Here is a 13,475-nt window from a genome sequence, read left to right as displayed (position 1 = left end):
CCCCTCCGGTCTTTGAAAATTTAGCGGACTGGCCTTTCGGCAATTGTGTTTTCGTGTGCGTTCCTTTATGGGAACCGCCAGAATCAAAAAACGCGCTTTCCCAAGAGAATCGCGCGGATAACGAACTAAGGAAAAAGTCGTATGAACGGCCAGAACATCCGCATCCGCCTCAAGGCGTTTGACCACCGGATCCTTGATGCCTCCACGCGTGAAATCGTGTCGACGGCAAAGCGTACCGGCGCAAGCGTCCGCGGCCCCGTTCCTCTCCCGACCCGTATTGAAAAGTTCACGGTCAACCGTTCGCCCCACGTTGACAAGAAGAGCCGTGAACAGTTCGAGATGCGCACCCACAAGCGCCTTCTCGACATCGTAGATCCGACGCCGCAGACGGTCGACGCTCTTATGAAGCTCGACCTTGCGGCCGGTGTAGACGTAGAGATCAAGCTCTAAGTCCGGCGTAAGCCGAAATAACAAGGAAGGTACGTGGCATTAAGCCGACGTCTTCTAAAAACGGGAAACCCGACGGCCTTCGAGCCCGAGTGGAATCCTTAAACCAAGAGGCATGACGGGACGTCACGATCCCGCCAGGACTTCTAAGAGGATTGAACCATGCGTTCAGGTGTGATTGCACAGAAAGTAGGGATGACTCGCGTCTATAATGACGCAGGTGAGCACATCCCTGTAACAGTACTGCGACTGGACAACGTCCAGGTCGTTGCCCAGCGTACGCAGGAGAAGAACGGCTACACGGCTGTTCAGCTCGGCGCCGGCTCTTCCAAGGTGAAGAACACGGCAAAGGCGCTGCGCGGCCAGTTCGCCGCTGCAAGCGTCGAGCCGAAGGCCAAGCTCGTTGAATTCCGCGTTTCGGAAGACAACCTCATCGAAATCGGCGCGGAACTGACCGCCAGCCATTTCGTCGCAGGCCAGCTCGTCGACGTTACCGGCACCACGATCGGTAAGGGCTTCGCCGGTGCCATGAAGCGCCACAACTTCGGCGGTCTTCGTGCAACGCACGGCGTTTCCGTTTCGCACCGTTCGCACGGTTCGACGGGTAACAACCAGGACCCGGGCAAGGTCTGGAAGGGCAAGCGCATGGCTGGTCACATGGGCCAGACGCGCGTCACCACCCAGAACCTCGAAGTCGTCTCCACCGACGAAGAACGCGGTCTCATCCTCGTCAAGGGCGCAGTCCCCGGCTCCAAGGGCGCCTGGATCGTCGTCCGTGACGCCGTCAAGTCCGGCACCCCGTCCGACGCTCCGCGTCCGGCCGCCGTGCGCGCCGCAGCCAAGTAAGGGAGCCTGATCATGGATCTCAAAGTCACGACCCTCGACGGGAAGGACGCCGGCAAGGTCTCCCTCTCCGACGCGATCTTCGGCCTCGAGCCGCGCGAAGACATCATTGCCCGCGTCATCCGCTGGCAGCTCGCCAAGAAGCAGCAGGGCACCCACCAGTCCCTGACGCGCGGCGAAGTCTCCCGCACGGGCTCCAAGATGTACAAGCAGAAGGGTACGGGCCGCGCTCGTCACCATTCGGCTCGCGCTCCGCAGTTCCGCGGCGGTGCCAAGGCTCACGGCCCGGTTTCCCGCAGCCACGCTCACGACCTGCCCAAGCAGGTTCGCGCTCTCGGCCTGCGTCACGCCCTCTCGGCCAAGATCAAGGCTGACGACGTCATCATCATCGACGACCTCGTTGCCAAGGAAGCAAAGACGAAGGCTCTGGCCGGCGTATTCGCTTCGCTCGGTCTCACCAATGCCCTCTTCATCGGCGGCGCAGAACTTGACGGCAACTTCAAGCTCGCAGCCCGCAACATCCCGAACGTGGATGTACTGCCGATCCAGGGTATCAATGTTTACGACATCCTGCGCCGCGGCAAGCTCGTGCTCTCCAAGGCTGCTGTAGAAGCCCTCGAGGAGCGGTTCAAATGACGGATCTTCGCCACTACGATGTGATCGTATCTCCTTCGATCACCGAAAAGTCGACGCTGGTATCCGAAAACAACCAGATCGTCTTCAACGTTGCCAAGCGCGCCTCCAAGCCTGAAATCAAGGCTGCTGTGGAAGCTCTCTTCGGCGTCAAGGTCACGGCTGTGAACACGCTCGTCCGCAAGGGCAAGATCAAGCGTTTCCGCGGCTTCTCCGGCCGGCAGGGAGATGTCAAGAAGGCTATCGTCACGCTCGCTGACGGTCAGTCCATCGACGTCTCCACCGGGCTCTAATCGGGCAGTCGGATAAAAGGAAACAGAAAAATGGCATTGAAAAGCTACAACCCGACCACTCCGAGCCAGCGTCAGCTGGTCATCGTCGACCGGTCGGGCCTTTACAAGGGCAAGCCCGTAAAGGCTCTGACCGAAGGCCTCTCCAAGAGCGGCGGTCGTAACAACCTCGGTCGCATCACCGCCCGCTTCATCGGCGGCGGTCACAAGCGTACCTACCGTCTCGTCGACTTCAAGCGTCGCAAGTTCGACGTCGAGGGCACGGTCGAGCGTCTGGAATACGACCCGAACCGCACGGCGTTCATCGCTCTGGTGAACTATGCCGACGGCGAGCAGGCCTACATCCTGGCCCCGCAGCGCCTGGCAGCCGGCGACAAGGTCATCGCCTCCACCAAGGCGGTTGACGTCAAGCCCGGCAACACCATGCCGCTGCAGTACATTCCGGTTGGTTCGATCGTTCACAACGTCGAAATGAAGCCGGGCAAGGGTGGCCAGATCGCCCGTTCCGCAGGCACCTTCGTTCAGCTCGTCGGCCGCGACCAGGGCATGGCGATCCTTCGCCTGAACTCTGGCGAACAGCGCCTCGTTCATGCGACCTGCCTTGCAACGGTCGGCGCCGTGTCCAACCCGGACCACGGCAACATCAACGACGGTAAGGCCGGTCGTACCCGCTGGCGCGGCAAGACCCCGCACAACCGCGGCGTCGTCATGAACCCCGTCGATCACCCGCACGGTGGTGGTGAAGGCCGCACCTCTGGTGGTCGCCATCCGGTTTCCCCGTGGGGCAAGCCCACCAAGGGCAAGCGTACCCGCTCGAACAAGTCGACCGACAAGTTCATCATGCGCTCGCGCCACCTGAAGAAGAAGTAAGAGAGGTAGTCAGAAATGGCTCGTTCAGTATGGAAAGGCCCGTTTGTTGACGGCTATCTTCTCAAGAAGGCTGAGAAGGTTCGTGAGGGCGGTCGCAGCGAAGTGATCAAGATCTGGAGCCGTCGCTCCACGATCCTGCCGCAGTTCGTCGGTCTGACCTTCGGTGTCTACAACGGCTCGAAGCACATCCCGGTGGCCGTCAACGAAGACATGGTCGGTCACAAGTTTGGTGAATTCGCTCCCACCCGGACCTACTACGGTCACGGTGCGGACAAGAAGGCGAAGAGGAAGTAACGATGGGTAAGGCTAAAGCCGAACGCCGGCTGAAGGATAACGAGGCGCAGGCCATCGCGCGCACGATCCGCGTCAGCCCCCAGAAGCTCAACCTGCTTGCTGCGCTCATCCGCGGCAAGAAGGTCGACCGGGCTCTCGCCGAACTTGAATTCTCGCGCAAGCGTAGCGCCGAGACCGTCAAGAAGACGCTTGAATCTGCAATCGCCAACGCAGAAAACAACCACGACCTCGACGTCGATTCGCTGATCGTCGCTGAGGCCTATGTCGGCAAGTCGATCGTCATGAAGCGTTTCCACGCTCGTGGCCGCGGCCGTGCATCGCGGATCGAGAAGCCTTTCTCGCATCTGACGATCGTCGTCCGTGAAGTCGAAGCCAAAGGGGAGGCCGCATAATGGGCCAGAAGATTAATCCAATCGGTTTCCGCCTCGGCATCAACCGTACCTGGGACAGCCGTTGGTTCGCCGACAACGCCGAATACGGCCAGCTGCTCCACGAAGACCTGAAGATCCGCAAGTTCGTACAGGACGAGCTGAAGCAGGCCGGTATCGCCAAGGTCGTCATCGAGCGTCCGCACAAGAAGTGCCGCGTCACGATCCACTCGGCTCGCCCGGGTCTGATCATCGGCAAGAAGGGTGCAGACATCGAGAAGCTCCGCAAGAAGCTTTCCGAGATGACGAACTCCGAAACGCACCTCAACATCGTTGAAGTGCGCAAGCCGGAAGTCGACGCAACGCTGGTCGCTCAGTCGATCGCCCAGCAGCTCGAGCGCCGCGTGGCTTTCCGCCGTGCGATGAAGCGCGCCGTTCAGTCGGCCATGCGTCTTGGCGCCGAAGGCATCAAGATCACCTGCGCCGGCCGTCTCGGCGGTGCGGAAATCGCCCGTACGGAATGGTACCGCGAAGGTCGCGTTCCGCTTCACACGCTGCGTGCAGACATCGACTACGGTACGGCTGAAGCCGAAACCGCATTCGGCATCTGCGGCATCAAGGTCTGGATCTTCAAGGGCGAAATCCTTGAGCACGATCCGATGGCCTCTGAGCGTCGCGCCAGCGAAAGTGACAGCCAGGGTCCCGCAAGCCGTGAACGCGGCGATCGCGGCGACCGTCGTCGTGAAAACGCGTAACAGTCGCGTTTGGCAGCCAATATCGGAGAAGTAAAAAAATGTTGCAGCCAAAGCGTACCAAGTACCGCAAGCAGTTCAAGGGCCGCATCAAGGGTGTCGCCAAGGGCGGCTCCGACCTCGCTTTCGGCGAGTTCGGCTTGAAGGCTCAGGAACCGAACCGCGTGAACGCACGTGAGATCGAAGCGGCCCGCCGCGCGATCACCCGTTACATGAAGCGTGCCGGTCGCGTGTGGATCCGCGTGTTCCCCGACGTTCCGGTCACCGCGAAGCCCACGGAAGTCCGCATGGGTAAGGGTAAGGGTTCGGTCGAATACTGGGCATGCAAGGTCAAGCCCGGCCGTATGATGTTCGAGATCGACGGTGTTTCCGAGGAAATCGCGCGTGAAGCGCTCCGCCTCGGCTCGGCCAAGCTCTCGGTCAAGACGCGCTTCGTACAGCGCATTGCAGAGTAAGGAGCGAGAGCGATGAAAGCCGCAGACGTCCGGGCGCTCAGCGCCGACCAGCTCAATGACGAGCTTGCCAAGCTGAAGAAGGAGCAGTTCAACCTGCGCTTCCAGAAGGCGACTGGCCAGCTCGAGAAGACCTCGCGCATCAACGAAGTCCGCAAGGACATCGCGCGCGTCAAGACCATTGCCCGCCAGAAGGCGGCAGAAGCCAAGGCCTAAGGACCAGAAAAATATGCCGAAACGCATTCTGCAGGGCACCGTAGTCAGCGACAAGAACGACAAGACCGTTGTCGTTCGCGTCGAGCGCCGCTTTGCTCACCCGCTGCTTCAGAAGACCGTTCGCCGGTCCAAGAAGTACAAGGCGCATGACGAGAACAACCAGTTCAAGGTTGGCGACGTCGTTTCCATCCAGGAATGTGCGCCGATCTCGAAGGACAAGCGCTGGACCGTCGTCTCGGTCCACGCCTAAAAACATCGATTTCGCGCCGGGCTCTTGCTTCTGGCGCGAAATTCTGTATGAAGCAGCGCAAGGACGCTCGGAATCACGAGCGTTCTTTTGCTTTGAGCGCACGGAAGGTCCGTCGGTTCGCCGAAGGGAAACCACCCTGGCAACACACCATCCCGCGCGAAAACATGAATTTCCATAAGCTGGAACAGGGGGCTAACACCCAACCGGTCCGGTAAAACAAGAAGGCGACCTGACATGATTCAGATGCAGACTAACCTCGACGTCGCGGATAATTCCGGCGCACGTCGTGTCATGTGCATCAAGGTGCTGGGCGGCTCCAAGCGCAAGTACGCTTCGGTCGGCGACATTATCGTCGTCTCGATCAAGGAAGCGATTCCGCGCGGCCGCGTGAAGAAGGGTGACGTGATGAAGGCGGTCGTCGTTCGTACCGCCAAGGACATCCGCCGCCCCGATGGCAGCGTCATTCGTTTTGACAACAACGCAGCCGTCCTGATCGACAACAAGAAAGAGCCCATCGGCACCCGTATCTTCGGACCGGTTCCGCGCGAGCTGCGCGCGAAGAACCACATGAAGATCATCTCGCTGGCTCCGGAAGTACTCTAAGGAGCGATGGCTATGCAGAAGATTCGTAAGGGCGACAAGGTCGTCGTACTCACCGGCAAGGACAAGGGCCGTACCGGCGAGGTTGTTCAGGTGCTGCCGAAGGAAGACCGTGCGGTCGTCAAGGGTATCAACCTGGTGAAGCGTCACCAGCGTCAGACCCAGACCCAGGAAGCCGGCATCATCACCAAGGAAGCTTCGATCCACCTGTCGAACATCGCGATCGCCGACCCCAAGGACGGCAAGCCGACCCGCGTCGGTTTCAAGGTCGAAGGCGACAAGAAGGTTCGTGTAGCAAAGCGTTCGGGAGTGTCGATCGATGGCTGACACCAAGTATGAGCCGCGGCTCAAGAAGGACTACGTCGAGCGCATCCGCGCGGCGCTGAGGGAGCAGTTCTCCTACGCCAACGAGATGCAGATCCCGAAGATCGAAAAGATCGTCATCAACATGGGCGTGGGCGAAGCCACGGGCGACTCCAAGAAGCCGACCGTTGCCGCAGCCGACCTCGCATCGATCGCCGGCCAGAAGCCGGTCATCACGCGCGCTCGCAACTCGATCGCGGGCTTCAAGGTCCGTGAAGGCATGCCGATCGGCGCGAAGGTCACCCTGCGCGGCGCCCGCATGTACGAATTTCTGGATCGCCTCGTGAACATCGCGCTGCCCCGCGTACGCGACTTCCGTGGTCTGAACCCGAAGTCCTTCGATGGCCGTGGCAACTTCGCCATGGGTATCAAGGAGCACATTGTGTTCCCTGAGATCAACTACGACAAGGTTGATCAGATGTGGGGCATGGACATCATCGTTTGCACGACGGCACCGACGGACGACGAAGCACGCGCACTCCTCAAGGAGTTCAGCTTCCCGTTCCGCGCCTGACCGTAACGACAAGCGTATAGAAGGATAACACTGTTATGGCTAAAACCAGCGCAGTCGAGAAGAACAACCGCCGTCGCAAACTGGTCGCAAGCCAGGCTGCCAAGCGCGCCGCCCTCAAGGCGATCATCCAGAACCAGGCTCTTCCGATCGAAGACCGCTTCAAGGCTACCCTGAAGCTTGCCGCTATGCCGCGCAATGGCTCGAAGACCCGCATCCGTAACCGTTGCGAAGTCACCGGCCGTCCGCGTGCATTCTATCGTAAGCTCAAGATGTCGCGTATCGCGCTTCGCGAGCTGGGCAATCTCGGCAAGGTGCCGGGCATCGTCAAGTCGAGCTGGTAAGGAGACGGGCACATGGCAATGACTGATCCCTTGGGCGATATGCTCACCCGTATCCGCAACGGCGCCGCACGCCGCAAGTCGAGCGTTTCCACGCCGGCTTCCAAGCTGCGCGCCCGCGTCCTGGACGTCCTTCAGGCTGAAGGCTACATCCGCGGATATTCGGAAGTCGAATTCGGCAACGGCAAGGCCGAGCTGAACATCGAACTCAAGTACTACGAAGGCGCGTCCGTGATCCGCAAGATCGACCGCGTCTCCAAGCCGGGCCGCCGGGTCTATGTCTCGGTTAAGTCCATTCCGCAGGTCGCGAACGGCCTCGGCATCACCATCCTTTCGACCCCGAAGGGCGTGATGGCCGATCACCAGGCACGCGAACAGAACGTTGGTGGCGAGATTCTTTGCTCTGTCTTCTAAGACAGGGCAGGGATCTCCATAACGAACAGACAGGATAAAACAATGTCTCGTATCGGTAAGAAGCCCGTTCCGGTTCCCGCTGGTGTCACCGCGACCGTCGACGGTCAGAAGGTCACCGCAAAGGGCCCGAAGGGCGAACTGTTCTTCGTCGCCAATGACGAAGTTTCGGTAAAGCTCGAAGACAACGCTGTTGTCGTTCAGCCGGCCAACGACTCGAAGGACGCTCGTTCCAAGTGGGGCATGTCCCGCACGATGGTCGAGAACATCTTCAAGGGCGTGAAGGACGGTTACGAGCGCAAGCTCGAAATCAACGGCGTCGGTTACCGCGCGTCGCTCCAGGGCAAGAACCTGCAGCTGGCACTCGGCTTCAGCCATGACGTCGTCTACCAGACGCCGGAAGGCATCACGATCGCTGTTCCGAAGCCGACCGAAATCATCGTCAGCGGCATCAACAAGCAGCAGGTCGGCCAGGTCGCCGCCGAAATCCGCGAATACCGTGGCCCCGAACCCTACAAGGGCAAGGGCGTCAAGTACGCGGAAGAGCGGATCGTCCGCAAAGAAGGCAAGAAGAAGTAAGGATCACGCGAAATGGCTAGCAGGAAAGAAGCTCTCGTGCGCCGCGCCAACCGCGTGCGCCGTTCCATCAAGGCGGTCGCCAACGGCCGTCCGCGCCTGTCGGTTCATCGCTCGTCGAAGAACATCTATGTACAGGTCATCGATGACGTGGCCGGCAAGACGCTTGCGTCCGCCTCCACGCTCGACACCGATCTGCGCTCGTCGCTGAAGACGGGCGCCGACACGGCAGCAGCCGCTGCCGTCGGCAAGCTCATTGCTGAGCGCGCCGTCAAGGCAGGCGTCAAGGAAGTCGTTTTCGACCGTGGCGCCTTCATCTATCACGGCCGCATCAAGGCTCTCGCCGAAGCTGCCCGTGAAGGTGGTCTGAACTTCTGATCAATCGGTCGGGCGCTCTTCGCGCCCGCCGACCAGCTCAGTAGGGTACTGGTCGCTTCCATTTCCTGATGGAGGCGACTTTCGTCAATCTGCCGATTGCACCCGGAAAAGAAAAAGGAAAAGGACAATGGCACAGGAAAAGCGCGGTCGCGATGACCGCCAGAACCGCGAAGAGCGCGACAGCGAGTTTGTCGACAAGCTCGTCGCGATCAACCGCGTCGCGAAGGTCGTCAAGGGCGGCCGTCGTTTCGGTTTCGCAGCTCTCGTCGTCGTCGGCGACCAGAAGGGCCGCGTCGGCTTCGGCCACGGCAAGGCTCGTGAAGTTCCGGAAGCGATCCGGAAGGCCACCGAAGCCGCCAAGCGCGACCTCATCTTCGTACCGCTGCGCTCCGGCCGCACGCTGCACCACGACGTGCACGGCCGCCACGGCGCCGGCAAGGTCCTGCTGCGTTCGGCCAAGGCCGGTACCGGTATCATCGCCGGTGGCCCGATGCGCGCCGTCTTCGAAACGCTCGGCGTTCATGACGTCGTCGCCAAGTCGACCGGTTCCTCGAACCCGTACAACATGATCCGTGCGACGTTCGACGCTCTCAAGAGCCAGATGCACCCGAAGGACATCGCAGCTCAGCGCGGCATGAAGTACGCCACGCTGCAGGCTCGTCGTCAGTCGGCCGGCGTTGCTGCTGAAGAATAAGGAGCACTGATCCATGGCTAAGAAAGAAACCGCCAAGAAGACGGTGACTGTCGAGCAGATCGGCAGCCCCATCCGCCGTCCGGCCAGCCAGCGCGCGACGCTGGTCGGCCTGGGCCTCAACAAGATGCACCGGGTTCGCACGCTGGAAGACACCCCGTCTGTCCGCGGCATGATCCGTGCCGTCCAGCACCTCGTTCGCGTCGTCGAAGAGAAGTGAGGGGATAGATCATGAAGCTCAATGAAATCAAGGACAACGAAGGCTCCTCGAAGAACCGCAAGCGCGTAGGTCGCGGTATCGGTTCGGGCAAGGGCAAGACCGGTGGTCGCGGCGTCAAGGGTCAGAAGGCTCGTTCGGGCGTTGCCATCAACGGCTTCGAAGGCGGCCAGATGCCCATCTACCGTCGCCTGCCGAAGCGCGGCTTCAACAACATCTTCGCGTCCGACTTCGTCATCGTTTCCCTGGACCGCGTCCAGAAGGCAATCGATGCCGGCAAGCTCGACGCCAAGGCGACCGTTGACGCAGCCGCTCTCAAGGCCGCTGGCGTGATCCGCCGCGAAAAGGACGGCGTGCGCATCCTCGCTGACGGCGAACTCAAGGCCAAGGTTGCCTTCGAAGTCGCCGGCGCCTCCAAGCCGGCGATCGAAAAGATCGAAAAGGCTGGCGGCTCGGTGAAGCTGCTGGTCGCAGCAGCGGAAGCCGCTGAATAATTCGACGAAATAATCGCCCGGTGTGCTTCACACCGGGCGATTTTGCTCCCATATGTGAGCCTCACAACGGCAGCCGGGACCCTTGTCCCCGTCGTTATCCGGATAAAAAACCAGGGTGAGGCCGGGATTGCTTGACAATCCGCGTTTCAACCGGTTTAGGCTCCATCCGCCCGATTTGCCGCAACGGCAGAAGGGCACGACCAATTTCAGCATCGGCGTCGCCGGTCCGGGGAGGGCCAGCCGCTTGTGCCAAGAAGGATCAGCCATTCCGGACCTGGCCGGGCTTCACCGCCGCCGGATCGGCTAGCGGAGAAATGCATGGCTTCGGCAGCGGAACAACTTGCCTCTAATCTCAACTTCTCGACTTTCGCCAAGGCGGAAGATCTGAAGAAGCGTCTCTGGTTCACGCTGGGCGCGCTGCTCGTCTATCGTCTCGGCACCTATATCCCGTTGCCGGGCCTCAACCCCGATGCCTTCGCCCAGGCCTTCCGTGGCCAGTCGGGCGGCATTCTCGGCCTCTTCAACATGTTCTCCGGCGGCGCCGTCGAGCGCATGGCGATTTTCGCGCTCGGCATCATGCCGTACATCTCCGCGTCGATCATCGTGCAGCTGATGACCTCCGTCGTTCCTTCGCTGGAACAGCTGAAGAAGGAAGGCGAGCAGGGCCGCAAGATCATCAACCAGTACACCCGCTACGGCACGGTGCTGCTCGGCATGCTGCAGGCCTACGGCATTGCGGTGGGCCTGGAGAGCGGGGCAGGGCTGGTCAACGATCCGGGCTGGTTCTTCCGCATTTCCACCGTCATCTCGCTGCTCGGCGGCACCATGTTCCTGATGTGGCTGGGTGAGCAGATCACCTCGCGCGGCATCGGCAACGGCATCTCGCTGATCATCTTCGCCGGCATCGTCGCCGCCCTTCCGGGCGCGCTCGCCGGCACGCTCGAACTCGGCCGCACCGGCGCCCTGTCGATCGGCGTCATCATCGCCGTCGTCGTCATGGCCGTCGGCGTCATCGCGCTGATCGTCTTCGTTGAACGCGCCCAGCGCCGCCTGCTGATCCAGTATCCGAAGCGCCAGGTCGGCAACCGCATGTTCCAGGGCGACACCTCGCACCTGCCGCTGAAGCTCAACACCGCGGGCGTCATCCCGGCGATCTTCGCGTCCTCGCTGCTGCTGCTGCCCGCGACGCTGGCCGGCTTCTCCAACACGTCGGAGCTGCCCGCCTGGGCAACGACGGTCCTGGCCACGCTCGGCCACGGCAAGCCGCTCTACATGGTGCTCTATGCGGCCATGATCGCCTTCTTCGCCTTCTTCTACACGGCCATCGTCTTCAATCCGAAGGACACGGCCGACAATCTGAAGAAGCACGGCGGCTTCATCCCCGGCATCCGTCCGGGCGAGCGCACCGCTGAATATATCGACTACGTGCTGACCCGTATCACGGTCATCGGCGCGGCCTACCTGATGTTCGTCTGCATTCTTCCCGAGATCCTCATCGCCCAGACCGGGGTGCCGTTCTACCTTGGTGGTACGTCGCTTTTGATTGTTGTCAGCGTGACCTTGGATACTGTAGCACAGATACAGGGCCACCTGATTGCTCAGCAGTATGAGGGGCTGATCAAGAAGTCGAAGCTGCGTGGAGGAAAGAGGGGACGATGAGACTGATTTTTCTGGGACCGCCGGGCGCTGGCAAGGGGACTCAAGCCAAGCTCCTGACGGACAAGCACGGTATTCCGCAGCTTTCCACGGGTGACATGCTGCGGGCGGCCGTTGCCGCTGGCACGGATGTCGGCAAGCGCGCCAAGGCCGTCATGGACGCCGGCCAGCTCGTTTCCGATGCGATCGTCAACGAAATCGTTTCCGACCGAATCGATTCGCCCGATTGCGCCAAGGGCTTCATCCTCGACGGTTACCCGCGCACGGTTCCGCAGGCCGAAGCCCTCGACCAGATCCTCGCCGGCAAGGGCATCGCGCTCGACGCCGTCATCGAGCTGAAGGTCGACGAGGTCGCGCTGGTCAAGCGCATGGAGAATCGCGTTGCCGAAACGATCGCCGCCGGCGGTACGGTTCGCTCCGACGACAATCCGGAGGCCTTCAAGCGCCGTCTGACGGAATACCGCGAAAAGACCGCGCCGCTGTCGAACTACTATGCGTCGACGGGCAAGCTCCAGACGGTCGACGGCATGGCCAATGTCGACACGGTGACCGCGCAGATCGCGGGAATCCTCGAGAACGCCTGATATCAGGTTAAAAAGCCCGGCCGGGGAGTTGACTTTTTCGGCCGATTCCCCTTAAGACAGCGCCAACTCGCGACATACCATTGCGATCGGCGCGGATTTCCAAGAACGAAGTCCGGGTTCGGTCGGTTTCGACATGTCCCGAACATCAGATTGAGCAGCGGCTTTAGTGGCCGTATCGAATGAAGAAGACCACTTGCCGGATGGCAACTGGAAGCAAGGAGAACAGGCGTGGCACGTATCGCTGGCGTCAACATCCCGACCGCAAAGCGCGTTGTCATCGCGCTCCGCTACATCCACGGGATCGGCCCGAAGTTTGCACAGGAAATCATCGAGAAGGTCGGTATCCCGGCTGATCGTCGCGTGCATCAGCTCACGGACGCAGAAATCCTGCAGATCCGTGAAACCATCGACCGCGACTACCAGGTCGAAGGCGACCTGCGTCGCGAGACCTCGATGAACATCAAGCGTCTCATGGACCTTGGTTGCTACCGTGGTCTGCGTCACCGTCGTGGCCTTCCGGTCCGCGGTCAGCGCACGCACACCAACGCCCGCACCCGCAAGGGCCCGGCGAAGGCCATCGCAGGCAAGAAGAAGTAATTTCCCGGCAACGGGGAACGGGAGGCTGGCGCTTCGCGCCGGCCTCTTTTGAGTTTCGAGCGGGGTTCGGTTCTTCGATATCCCGGTCGGTGGAGCTGCTGGCATTACGGCAGTGACGATATCACCGCAGACCCCGGCCCCAGGGCCCGTCTGCAAATACTTGTTCAGGGCAGGGATCTCATCCAGGCCCGGTGGAGCCGCTGGTATTACGGCGGTGTCGAGATCAACGAAAGGACTATCCATGGCCAAGGAAGCCGCACGCGTCCGCCGTCGCGAACGCAAGAACATCACCTCGGGTGTTGCTCACGTCAATTCTTCGTTCAACAACACGATGATCACCATCACCGACGCACAGGGCAACGCCATTGCCTGGTCGTCGGCTGGCGCCAAGGGCTTCAAGGGTTCGCGCAAGTCGACCCCGTTCGCTGCCCAGATCGCTGCTGAAGACTGCGCCAAGAAGGCCCAGGAACACGGCATGAAGTCGCTGGAAGTCGAAGTCTGCGGTCCGGGTTCCGGCCGTGAATCGGCTCTGCGCGCCCTTCAGGCTGCCGGCTTCATGATCACGTCCATCCGCGACGTGACCCCGATCCCGCACAACGGTTGCCGTCCGCGCAAGAAGCGCCGCGTCTGATCATCGCATC

Annotated in this window: 25 protein-coding genes; all 25 read left to right on the top strand. The window is 61.1% G+C overall.

Features of this window, described 5'->3' with window-relative positions:
* Positions 1–141 precede the first annotated feature (141 nt).
* Positions 142–450: a 30S ribosomal protein S10 gene (rpsJ, locus tag V8U06_RS04245; RefSeq protein ID WP_003507767.1), complete on the top strand. Its 309-nt coding sequence runs from the start codon at positions 142–144 to the stop codon at positions 448–450.
* A 159-nt stretch (positions 451–609) separates the two neighbouring features.
* The gene (rplC, locus tag V8U06_RS04240) at positions 610–1,293 is read left to right on the top strand and encodes a 50S ribosomal protein L3 (RefSeq protein WP_184142199.1); all 684 of its coding nucleotides are present in this window, start codon (positions 610–612) and stop codon (positions 1,291–1,293) included.
* Positions 1,294–1,305: 12 nt separating this feature from the next.
* Positions 1,306–1,926 carry a 50S ribosomal protein L4 gene (gene rplD / locus V8U06_RS04235; protein WP_226919380.1) on the top strand — a complete coding sequence of 207 codons (621 nt, stop codon included), beginning with the start codon at positions 1,306–1,308 and terminating at the stop codon, positions 1,924–1,926.
* Positions 1,923–2,216, top strand: a complete 294-nt coding sequence (locus V8U06_RS04230) for a 50S ribosomal protein L23 (RefSeq protein WP_064329854.1) — start codon at positions 1,923–1,925, stop codon at positions 2,214–2,216. Before rplD ends, V8U06_RS04230 begins: the two co-directional genes overlap by 4 nt.
* Before the next feature lie 30 nt (positions 2,217–2,246).
* Positions 2,247–3,083, top strand: a complete 837-nt coding sequence (rplB, locus tag V8U06_RS04225) for a 50S ribosomal protein L2 (protein WP_226919379.1) — start codon at positions 2,247–2,249, stop codon at positions 3,081–3,083.
* 15 nt (positions 3,084–3,098) lie between these two features.
* Positions 3,099–3,377, top strand: a complete 279-nt coding sequence (gene rpsS / locus V8U06_RS04220; protein ID WP_023517272.1) for a 30S ribosomal protein S19 — start codon at positions 3,099–3,101, stop codon at positions 3,375–3,377.
* Positions 3,378–3,379: 2 nt separating this feature from the next.
* Entirely contained in the window at positions 3,380–3,769 is a 390-nt protein-coding gene (gene rplV / locus V8U06_RS04215; RefSeq protein WP_117372288.1) for a 50S ribosomal protein L22, read from the top strand.
* On the top strand, positions 3,769–4,500 hold the full coding sequence (rpsC, locus tag V8U06_RS04210; protein ID WP_064329856.1) for a 30S ribosomal protein S3: 732 nt from the start codon (positions 3,769–3,771) through the stop codon (positions 4,498–4,500). The genes rplV and rpsC overlap by 1 nt, the downstream gene beginning before the upstream one ends.
* Before the next feature lie 38 nt (positions 4,501–4,538).
* On the top strand, positions 4,539–4,952 hold the full coding sequence (gene rplP / locus V8U06_RS04205; protein ID WP_003573792.1) for a 50S ribosomal protein L16: 414 nt from the start codon (positions 4,539–4,541) through the stop codon (positions 4,950–4,952).
* A 12-nt stretch (positions 4,953–4,964) separates the two neighbouring features.
* The gene (rpmC, locus tag V8U06_RS04200) at positions 4,965–5,165 is read left to right on the top strand and encodes a 50S ribosomal protein L29 (protein WP_119258427.1); all 201 of its coding nucleotides are present in this window, start codon (positions 4,965–4,967) and stop codon (positions 5,163–5,165) included.
* Positions 5,166–5,178: 13 nt separating this feature from the next.
* The gene (gene rpsQ / locus V8U06_RS04195; RefSeq protein WP_226919378.1) at positions 5,179–5,415 is read left to right on the top strand and encodes a 30S ribosomal protein S17; all 237 of its coding nucleotides are present in this window, start codon (positions 5,179–5,181) and stop codon (positions 5,413–5,415) included.
* A gap of 234 nt (positions 5,416–5,649) precedes the next feature.
* Positions 5,650–6,018 (top strand): 50S ribosomal protein L14, encoded by a 369-nt coding sequence (rplN, locus tag V8U06_RS04190; RefSeq protein WP_018328276.1) that lies wholly within the window; start codon positions 5,650–5,652, stop codon positions 6,016–6,018.
* 12 nt (positions 6,019–6,030) lie between these two features.
* Positions 6,031–6,342, top strand: coding sequence for a 50S ribosomal protein L24 (rplX, locus tag V8U06_RS04185; RefSeq protein ID WP_117372294.1), 312 nt, complete (start codon positions 6,031–6,033; stop codon positions 6,340–6,342).
* Complete coding sequence (gene rplE / locus V8U06_RS04180) at positions 6,335–6,892, top strand: 50S ribosomal protein L5 (RefSeq protein WP_226919377.1); 558 nt, start codon at positions 6,335–6,337, stop codon at positions 6,890–6,892. Before rplX ends, rplE begins: the two co-directional genes overlap by 8 nt.
* A 35-nt stretch (positions 6,893–6,927) precedes the next feature.
* Positions 6,928–7,233 carry a 30S ribosomal protein S14 gene (gene rpsN / locus V8U06_RS04175; RefSeq protein WP_226919376.1) on the top strand — a complete coding sequence of 102 codons (306 nt, stop codon included), beginning with the start codon at positions 6,928–6,930 and terminating at the stop codon, positions 7,231–7,233.
* Between the two features lie 12 nt (positions 7,234–7,245).
* Positions 7,246–7,644 carry a 30S ribosomal protein S8 gene (gene rpsH, locus V8U06_RS04170; protein ID WP_064329860.1) on the top strand — a complete coding sequence of 133 codons (399 nt, stop codon included), beginning with the start codon at positions 7,246–7,248 and terminating at the stop codon, positions 7,642–7,644.
* A 42-nt stretch (positions 7,645–7,686) separates the two neighbouring features.
* Entirely contained in the window at positions 7,687–8,220 is a 534-nt protein-coding gene (rplF, locus tag V8U06_RS04165; protein ID WP_427139638.1) for a 50S ribosomal protein L6, read from the top strand.
* A gap of 12 nt (positions 8,221–8,232) precedes the next feature.
* Entirely contained in the window at positions 8,233–8,595 is a 363-nt protein-coding gene (gene rplR / locus V8U06_RS04160) for a 50S ribosomal protein L18 (RefSeq protein WP_226919374.1), read from the top strand.
* A 127-nt stretch (positions 8,596–8,722) separates the two neighbouring features.
* Positions 8,723–9,289, top strand: coding sequence for a 30S ribosomal protein S5 (gene rpsE / locus V8U06_RS04155; RefSeq protein WP_119258420.1), 567 nt, complete (start codon positions 8,723–8,725; stop codon positions 9,287–9,289).
* 13 nt (positions 9,290–9,302) lie between these two features.
* Positions 9,303–9,506: a 50S ribosomal protein L30 gene (gene rpmD, locus V8U06_RS04150; RefSeq protein WP_226919373.1), complete on the top strand. Its 204-nt coding sequence runs from the start codon at positions 9,303–9,305 to the stop codon at positions 9,504–9,506.
* Between the two features lie 11 nt (positions 9,507–9,517).
* Complete coding sequence (rplO, locus tag V8U06_RS04145; protein ID WP_226919372.1) at positions 9,518–9,997, top strand: 50S ribosomal protein L15; 480 nt, start codon at positions 9,518–9,520, stop codon at positions 9,995–9,997.
* 318 nt (positions 9,998–10,315) lie between these two features.
* Entirely contained in the window at positions 10,316–11,656 is a 1,341-nt protein-coding gene (gene secY / locus V8U06_RS04140; RefSeq protein ID WP_427139637.1) for a preprotein translocase subunit SecY, read from the top strand.
* The gene (locus V8U06_RS04135; RefSeq protein WP_226919370.1) at positions 11,653–12,237 is read left to right on the top strand and encodes an adenylate kinase; all 585 of its coding nucleotides are present in this window, start codon (positions 11,653–11,655) and stop codon (positions 12,235–12,237) included. Before secY ends, V8U06_RS04135 begins: the two co-directional genes overlap by 4 nt.
* A 228-nt stretch (positions 12,238–12,465) precedes the next feature.
* Positions 12,466–12,834, top strand: coding sequence for a 30S ribosomal protein S13 (gene rpsM, locus V8U06_RS04130; RefSeq protein WP_184142165.1), 369 nt, complete (start codon positions 12,466–12,468; stop codon positions 12,832–12,834).
* A 241-nt stretch (positions 12,835–13,075) separates the two neighbouring features.
* Entirely contained in the window at positions 13,076–13,465 is a 390-nt protein-coding gene (rpsK, locus tag V8U06_RS04125) for a 30S ribosomal protein S11 (protein WP_023513823.1), read from the top strand.
* The last annotated feature ends 10 nt before the right edge of the window (positions 13,466–13,475 follow it).

It is taken from the genome of Shinella sp. G-2 (genome assembly GCF_050172695.1).
Classification (GTDB): domain Bacteria; phylum Pseudomonadota; class Alphaproteobacteria; order Rhizobiales; family Rhizobiaceae; genus Shinella.
This window is presented reverse-complemented; position numbering and strand designations above follow the sequence as displayed.

Coding starts and splice junctions, on each gene's coding strand:
- rpsN (WP_226919376.1), top strand. CDS start 6,928: ATGGCTAAAACCAGCGCAGTCGAGAAGAACAACCGCCGTCGCAAACTG.
- rpsC (WP_064329856.1), top strand. CDS start 3,769: ATGGGCCAGAAGATTAATCCAATCGGTTTCCGCCTCGGCATCAACCGT.
- rplD (WP_226919380.1), top strand. CDS start 1,306: ATGGATCTCAAAGTCACGACCCTCGACGGGAAGGACGCCGGCAAGGTC.
- rpsH (WP_064329860.1), top strand. CDS start 7,246: ATGGCAATGACTGATCCCTTGGGCGATATGCTCACCCGTATCCGCAAC.
- rpsK (WP_023513823.1), top strand. CDS start 13,076: ATGGCCAAGGAAGCCGCACGCGTCCGCCGTCGCGAACGCAAGAACATC.
- secY (WP_427139637.1), top strand. CDS start 10,316: ATGGCTTCGGCAGCGGAACAACTTGCCTCTAATCTCAACTTCTCGACT.
- rpsE (WP_119258420.1), top strand. CDS start 8,723: ATGGCACAGGAAAAGCGCGGTCGCGATGACCGCCAGAACCGCGAAGAG.
- rpsJ (WP_003507767.1), top strand. CDS start 142: ATGAACGGCCAGAACATCCGCATCCGCCTCAAGGCGTTTGACCACCGG.
- rplR (WP_226919374.1), top strand. CDS start 8,233: ATGGCTAGCAGGAAAGAAGCTCTCGTGCGCCGCGCCAACCGCGTGCGC.
- rplC (WP_184142199.1), top strand. CDS start 610: ATGCGTTCAGGTGTGATTGCACAGAAAGTAGGGATGACTCGCGTCTAT.
- V8U06_RS04135 (WP_226919370.1), top strand. CDS start 11,653: ATGAGACTGATTTTTCTGGGACCGCCGGGCGCTGGCAAGGGGACTCAA.
- rpsQ (WP_226919378.1), top strand. CDS start 5,179: ATGCCGAAACGCATTCTGCAGGGCACCGTAGTCAGCGACAAGAACGAC.
- rplO (WP_226919372.1), top strand. CDS start 9,518: ATGAAGCTCAATGAAATCAAGGACAACGAAGGCTCCTCGAAGAACCGC.
- rplE (WP_226919377.1), top strand. CDS start 6,335: ATGGCTGACACCAAGTATGAGCCGCGGCTCAAGAAGGACTACGTCGAG.
- V8U06_RS04230 (WP_064329854.1), top strand. CDS start 1,923: ATGACGGATCTTCGCCACTACGATGTGATCGTATCTCCTTCGATCACC.
- rplP (WP_003573792.1), top strand. CDS start 4,539: ATGTTGCAGCCAAAGCGTACCAAGTACCGCAAGCAGTTCAAGGGCCGC.
- rpmC (WP_119258427.1), top strand. CDS start 4,965: ATGAAAGCCGCAGACGTCCGGGCGCTCAGCGCCGACCAGCTCAATGAC.
- rplV (WP_117372288.1), top strand. CDS start 3,380: ATGGGTAAGGCTAAAGCCGAACGCCGGCTGAAGGATAACGAGGCGCAG.
- rpsS (WP_023517272.1), top strand. CDS start 3,099: ATGGCTCGTTCAGTATGGAAAGGCCCGTTTGTTGACGGCTATCTTCTC.
- rplF (WP_427139638.1), top strand. CDS start 7,687: ATGTCTCGTATCGGTAAGAAGCCCGTTCCGGTTCCCGCTGGTGTCACC.
- rplN (WP_018328276.1), top strand. CDS start 5,650: ATGATTCAGATGCAGACTAACCTCGACGTCGCGGATAATTCCGGCGCA.
- rplX (WP_117372294.1), top strand. CDS start 6,031: ATGCAGAAGATTCGTAAGGGCGACAAGGTCGTCGTACTCACCGGCAAG.
- rplB (WP_226919379.1), top strand. CDS start 2,247: ATGGCATTGAAAAGCTACAACCCGACCACTCCGAGCCAGCGTCAGCTG.
- rpmD (WP_226919373.1), top strand. CDS start 9,303: ATGGCTAAGAAAGAAACCGCCAAGAAGACGGTGACTGTCGAGCAGATC.